This is a genomic window from Flavobacterium sp. JAS (assembly GCF_020991455.1).
In the GTDB taxonomy this organism is placed as follows: Bacteria; Bacteroidota; Bacteroidia; order Flavobacteriales; family Flavobacteriaceae; genus Flavobacterium.
On the sequence record NZ_JAJMOX010000045.1, the window covers coordinates 1 to 960 of the forward strand.

Consider the following 960-nt stretch of genomic DNA (forward strand, 5'->3'; position numbering starts at 1 on the left):
AAACACCAAATAATATTGCCGTTGTTTTTGAAGAAACAAAACTAACGTATCAGGAACTTAACGAAAAATCCAATCAACTGGCTTTTTACTTAAGAGAGAATTATGCTATTGAGCCAGATGATTTGATAGGGATAAAGCTGGATAGAAGTGATAGAATGATTGTGGCACTTTTAGGGATACAAAAATCCGGAGCTGCTTATGTCCCAATAGATGTCAATTATCCGCAAGATCGCATTGCATATATTGAACAAGACAGCAATTGTAAAGCAGTTATAGACGAGGACACATTAGAGCAATTTGAACAGGTTCGACATAAATATTCAAAAGAAAATATTGTAAAGATAAATGGAGCTAATAATTTAGCATATGTCATTTATACCTCTGGAACTACGGGTAATCCTAAAGGAGTAATGGTAGAACATCGTAATCTAATAAATTCTACAATGTGTAGAGAATTTTATCAGGTTCAAAAAATATTACTAACATCTAATATTGCTTTTGATTCATCAGTAGCAGTTATATGGAGTGGATTGTTAAGTGGAGGCAGTCTGGTTATCGTGAGTGATTATATAATAAAAAATCCGGAAAAAATTACAGAGGTAATAGTGAAGAATAAAATTACAGATATTCTTTGTGTACCTAATTACTATAATTTATTGCTTAGCGAATTCAAAAAAAACAAGGATTCTTTAAAACTAAGGAATATCATTTTGGCGGGAGAAAGTTTCAAATTAGATTTGATTACCTCTCATAATGAAAATTTAGAGAATATTGGATTGTATAATGAGTATGGTCCTACCGAATGTACGGTTTGGGCAACAGTCTATAAATTAAATGACTGTTTAAGTTGCATTCCCATTGGTAAACCTATTTCCAACACTCAGATTTACATCTTAGATGATTCCTTGCAGATTGTTCCGATAGGAACTCCCGGAAAGCTTTTTATATCAGGCGCGGGAG

The 960-nt window shown here is 32.9% G+C and carries 1 protein-coding gene; it reads left to right on the forward strand.

Annotated elements, in window-relative coordinates:
* A partial coding sequence (locus LPB88_RS23670; protein WP_230718262.1) for an AMP-binding protein occupies positions 1-960 on the forward strand: 960 nt, incomplete at both ends.